Annotated in this window: 5 protein-coding genes; 3 read left to right on the top strand and 2 right to left on the bottom strand. The window is 44.3% G+C overall.

The genetic code is table 11. From position 1 onward, the window contains the following. The 3 genes from A3761_RS23965 to ppk2 all read left to right on the top strand — a co-directional run. A partial coding sequence (locus tag A3761_RS23965; protein ID WP_068751051.1) for a LysR substrate-binding domain-containing protein occupies positions 1 to 593 on the top strand: 593 nt, incomplete at its 5' end. Between the two features lie 521 nt (positions 594 to 1114). After that, positions 1115 to 1645 (top strand): DUF523 domain-containing protein, encoded by a 531-nt coding sequence (locus tag A3761_RS23960; protein ID WP_197473226.1) that lies wholly within the window; start codon positions 1115 to 1117, stop codon positions 1643 to 1645. Between the two features lie 230 nt (positions 1646 to 1875). Further along, on the top strand, positions 1876 to 2826 hold the full coding sequence (gene ppk2, locus A3761_RS23955) for a polyphosphate kinase 2 (protein WP_082865461.1): 951 nt from the start codon (positions 1876 to 1878) through the stop codon (positions 2824 to 2826). A 69-nt stretch (positions 2827 to 2895) separates the two neighbouring features. Here ppk2 and A3761_RS23950 read toward each other — a convergent pair whose 3' ends face one another. Beyond that, positions 2896 to 3945 (bottom strand): succinylglutamate desuccinylase/aspartoacylase family protein, encoded by a 1050-nt coding sequence (locus tag A3761_RS23950; protein WP_068515139.1) that lies wholly within the window; start codon positions 3943 to 3945, stop codon positions 2896 to 2898. 18 nt (positions 3946 to 3963) lie between these two features. Further along, positions 3964 to 5463 (bottom strand): glutamate--cysteine ligase, encoded by a 1500-nt coding sequence (locus tag A3761_RS23945; protein WP_068515142.1) that lies wholly within the window; start codon positions 5461 to 5463, stop codon positions 3964 to 3966. Positions 5464 to 5656: the final 193 nt, after the last annotated feature.

The following is a 5656-nucleotide window of genomic DNA, read 5'->3' as shown; positions in this document are numbered from 1 at the left end:
CAACAGTCGGGCCTTACTTACTTCCCAAAGTCTTACCTGCACTTCGCCAACAATACCCTGACTTCAAACTGACAATTATCGAAGAGCAGTCTCATGTCCTGGTAGACATGATCCGCAAAGGCGAGATTGATACCGCAATTCTGGCGCTACCCTATCCACATGACGGACTGTTAGCCTTTGAGTTCTTTCAAGAAGACTTTTACTGGCTGACGCGCAATGATGCAGAGCAATCAGGTTTAGATGAAATCACCAGTACCGAAATAGATCAGTCAAAACTAATGCTACTCAAGGACGGTCACTGCCTTAAAGATCATGCCCTAGCAGCATGTAAGCTAAGTAATAATGAACAAAGTGAAACACTAGGCGCGACCAGCCTCAACACTTTGATTCAAATGGTGGCCGGTCGTATGGGTAGTACTCTCGTTCCCGAGATGGCCTTAAAGCAGATAAATAGCCAAAGCGATGACCTCAAAGCAATTCACTTGAATGAACCAGGACCTCATCGCAGAATCGCTTTTTTAAGTCGCCCCAACTATATCGGCGTCAAGAACATTGAGTGCTTAATGGAAGTGTTTGCTGAAGAACTTCGTTAAGAAAAAGTGATCATCTACTTCTATTTTTTGAACTATACAAATTGCACATGACTTGCGAAGCTAACAATGCAAACAATCAATAGGAGAAAGTCGAATGAAAAAGATTATCGAGACAATTAGCCCAAAAGCATCAAAGCATAGTAATGACAAGCCTTCTGCATGTAAGTCCTGCAACTACAGCAATGACTACTACCAGGACAGGGTTTGTCGCTAAACCCATCTAACTGTAGGCAAAGCCTTCCACAGCTCGCATGAGGAGTAGCATGGGGCAGAGTCTGCGAGGGGCGGAACCCTCTGCCTACGCGGGCACTAGGTAAACCGACTTCTGTAGGCAGAGCCTTCCATGGCTCGCAAGCGGGCTAGTACGGGGTTGATCCAGCGAAGGCTGGAACCCTCTGCCTACGGCAATCGTTATTTGTTAGATATAAGAAATACTATATTCATTCTCCTTCGAATAGTTCAAAATAAGCCTAAACTCGCTCCCCTAAGCACCAGGTACCATGTCACAAGCATCATATAAAATGCCAGGATCAAAACCTAAGATTGGTCTAAGCGCCTGCCTTGCAGGATTTGAAGTACGTTATGACGGAAAGCATAAACGCTCATCATTGTGCTTAGACGAATTGAGCAAACACTTCTCTTTTGAAACATTCTGCCCTGAAGCCGCTGCCGGTTTTGGTATACCCCGCCCCAAAATGCGACTTACCGGCAACCCTTCCAGGCCAACGCTACGGTATAACGATGACACTGACTTAACAGGCATAAACTTAGGCCCTCAATTACTTGAAGGCTGCAAAGAGGCCCTTGATAGCTTTGGGTCTTTAGATGGCTTTGTTCTGATGAAAAACTCACCCAGCTGCGGAGTCAGAAACGTCAAAATATTTCAGAGTGACAGCACTATTCACCAACAAGGCGGTATGGGCCTATTCGCGGCAGCCTTGAAGGAAAGGTTCCCTTTATTGCCGATCGAAGAAGAAGTGAATTTGCACGACGAAAGTCAGTATATGGAGTTTGTTAAGCGAGTTCATGCTCACTTTAAATCGCGGAAATGACAAGTATCAGGCGTAACCTATCTTAAGCAAGGGCCACTCGCGCTCAAGGTTATCCTCAGCCCTAATCTCCAATCATTGGCTTATAAAATTACATCTACTGCCCATTAACCGTTAGATATCCACTCATAGGTATTGACACATATCAATCAAGCCCGTTATTTAACCATGCGCCCTCCAATTGTCTAGTAGACTTAAGGATTACGTTTAAAAAAGAGGGCTAGAAAAGAACCATGCAAAACTCAGATAAGAATCAATCAGACAAGCAAACTTCGTCTAAGAATAAGACTTTGAGCTCAGTAGGGACTCAGCTTCACGCTCTAGCAGAAAAACGCCATGACCCACATTATATTGCCGAATCATTTAGGTCAGGCGAATACCCATACAAGACAAAAATTAGTCGCCAACGATACGAAAGCATAAAAAAAGAATTACAAATCGAGCTACTAAAAGCCCAGAAGTGGATAAGAGAGTCAGGACAAAAAATAGTGATTCTGTTTGAAGGGCGAGATGCCGCTGGTAAAGGTGGCACCATAAAACGCTTTATGGAACATCTAAACCCACGGGGCGCTCACGTTGTTGCTTTGGAAAAGCCGACTGAAGAAGAGCTCGGTCAGTGGTACTTTCAACGCTACATTAAACACCTGCCCACCAAAGGTGAACTCGTTTTATTCGACCGGTCTTGGTATAACCGAGCAGGTGTTGAAAGAGTTATGGGGTTCTGCGAACCGAGCGACTACCTTGAGTTTATGCGTCAAACGCCAGAACTAGAAAGAATGCTTACCCGTAGCGGTATAAAATTATTTAAGTATTGGTTCTCTGTTACTGAAGAAGAGCAAACCGCTCGCTTTCAGAAACGTGAAACTGACCCTCTAAAACAGTGGAAACTAAGCCCTATCGACAAACTTGCTCAAGAAAAATGGAATGACTATACCGAAGCGAAAGAAGCGATGTTTTTCTACACCGATACCGCTGACGCACCCTGGGTAGTCGTAAAATCAGATGATAAAAAAAGAGCACGCCTTGCGTGTATGCAACACTTCCTTTCTAAGCTGGATTATCCTGATAAGAATCATCATGTTGTTCGTGGAGCAGATCCCCTTATTGTCGGCCAAGCATCATCAGTTATCGAAGAAGACAGCCATATACTAGGTAAGTCTCTTCACCCGGAAGCTAAAAAATAAGGCACAAATGCGTTCCTTTAATTTCTTGTTGAACCCAGTAAAATCTGGGTTCAACTTGTAAGCGGGCCACTAAGATAATTCCGCAACAACCTCTGAACCACAGTCCCTTACTGCATAAAATAGACAATCCATCTTGGCGATTTCCGGATTATTAGTGATCATAAAGAGCTTTAAGTCTCGTTTAGCAAACAATCCGCCGTCTTTGATATAAACCAACTCATTTACCACACATTCTTCTCGACTATTTTTTGAAGAAAATACAGCTTTCAGATCATCTGTTGCGACCCAACCCAACTGCGTATCTTTAACAGTAATACCTGAATTCAATTGCTCTATACTGGGTAGCAAACACAAATCAGATTCTTCACTTAATTTCTCGCCATACCTTAGACGACAATCATCCTTTAGTTCGAGCCTTACCGGATTAGTAAGCACCTCCAAGCTCTCTTGACTTTCTTGGCCTGCCAAGACACTTTCTAAACGAAAATAACGATTTAAGCCCTCCCAAGCAATCTGGTGCGCAGACTCATCTAAACGCCCTCCACATTCAATCGTCACAGTTGGGCAAAGGTATTCGGTGACCTCCATCAGAGCCCCTAAACGTAGGTGAGTCACGATGAGGCGTTTAGTAAACAATTCTGTCAAAGCATCATGCTGAGGATCTTCGTAGATCGCCACCGCAAATGAAGGGCCTGAGCCCGAGGTGTTATGCATATCGATCAAGCTTTCAGGTTTATAGCGCTTTAAAGTCTCTAGAATCTCAGCGGCGAGATAGCCAGGTTCATCATCAAAGGGTTCTTTAAAGCAGCGATTCAGGTCACGCTGACGAGCGAAGACACGATGACTGAATGAAGGCTCCAAGCTAGCCGCTGATACTGAAGCCACAATGCAAACGACATTCACCGCTGGCTTAAGTCCCGACTTCAACCATTTAAATAAGGCAATAAGGCCTGAAGGTTCATTGCCATGCAGTAGCGTTACAAATGCTCGCGTTCGAGTGGTGTCATCTCCTGACAGCAGGATTTCTGAAGGGCCTCCCAAGTAATCAAGAAACTGATAGATATCCTCACCAATTGAGCTTGGGTCTGGGTCACAAAATCTGTTTAACTCTATACTCATTCTTATATCCAATAATTGTTACGTTAAAGGCCATTCACCCACTGGAATGTTGTCTAGGCTGTAAGCAATATAGTCTTCTAGCATTGCTTTTCTTGCTTTGTCAGAGCTATAAGACTTTTCATTCTGATAATAAGCGGTTCTCTCTCTTTGCCATACTGCTCCGTTCTGCTTTGACTCAAGACGCTTTTTAACAATGGATAGATAATAGCCTGCTTCCTCATCTTCAACACCGATACTACGCAAGCCCTGCTCTGCATGATCAATGCTTTGGGAAAGAATATCGATAATGGGCTGATCACGACAACCTGAACGCTGAGGGTCTGGCCAAACGATTCGTGCACCCAAGCCAAATTGCGCGGCGCGATAGAAGTTAAACTCCGCTAAATGAAAAGGTAAAGCAGGCATCAGCTCATTCATTTTGTCGCGATAGTACTCTGCCAGACCGATATACAGTGCTGCATTGGCAACCATATCAACCGCGCTGGGCCCAGCGGGCAAAGACCTTAGTTCTATCCGTAAATGGCCTTCATCAGCATCGTCATATACCGGTCGATTCCACAACCAAACAGAGCTTTGATGAAGTCGCAACTCTGATAAGCTAGGTGCTTTCCCTTCTGCCATCTGGGCTTCTGGGTCCTGTTCACTGCATATTGGCAATAAAGGTGAAAATATCGAAGCTGTTTCCTGAAATAATTCCAAAGCAGAGCGGCGTACCCAGCCTTGCCCAAAACTTACCCTAGAAGGCTCGTTCCATCGGTATCTATCTTTTATTCGCGTATCGATAGACTGCTTAAACAAAGGTACTCGTGTTTCACACCAGAGGTCGTGACCAAATAAACCGGGTGAATTAGCACCTAAAGCTAACACTAAAGGCGTCACCATTTGAAAGGCATTGAAGGTATTTGCATAGTCTTCAGGGTCGACTCGATAATGAATCTGGAATGAAGTATTCGCACCTTCCAAGGTAACGTCCTGCATATCCATTTGTAAAGGAGGTCTACCGTTAATATCAATTTCAAATTCACGCCCACGACGTTCAAACAATTGCTCAACCAAGGTTCTATAACGCTGGCGGTCCGTCATACAAACAGGCCCGAAATGAGAATTATCCAGCGTAGGAAGTATACCGACAGGAAATATGCGACCTTCATATTTTGCAGCAATATCATTTAGCTTCGACAGCTGGCGGCAAATCTCATTTTCTGTCGACTTAAACGGCGCATCCGACAGGGAATATGGAGTCAGGTTATATTCCAGGTTATAGCGGTTAATCTCCAGAGTCAGTTGTTTGTCATCAGCAGCATCTAAGATTTCTTGATTCAGCAACAAGGGCTCTCCCTTGCTATCAACAATATACATTTCGAGCTCGGCACCCAAAATAGCACTACCCGGTTTCTTTTTTCCAAAGCCTGTCTGTGACAATAGGGAGCTCAAGCTGGAAAGGTTGGTCTGCAGTTTTTTTTCAAAGTCTCGATAATCACTTTCTGCAAAACTGCTCTTATCTATATCAATTCCCATCTATCCGTACTCTGTATCAATGGTGCTTTCTCGGCGTTTTTCAAGGTAGTTGTCGCCTGAGCATTTAAGCTGCTTGTTTTTCCTTCTCCGGGTTCAACTTAACGTCACCCACTTTCTCCCAGTTCCGCGTAGCTTTTGACCACCTTATTTGGTTCTTTCTTTTCATCTTGCGATAAAGCTCATCCCTCTTCGA

This window comes from Oleiphilus sp. HI0123 (assembly GCF_001635315.1).
This window is presented reverse-complemented; position numbering and strand designations above follow the sequence as displayed.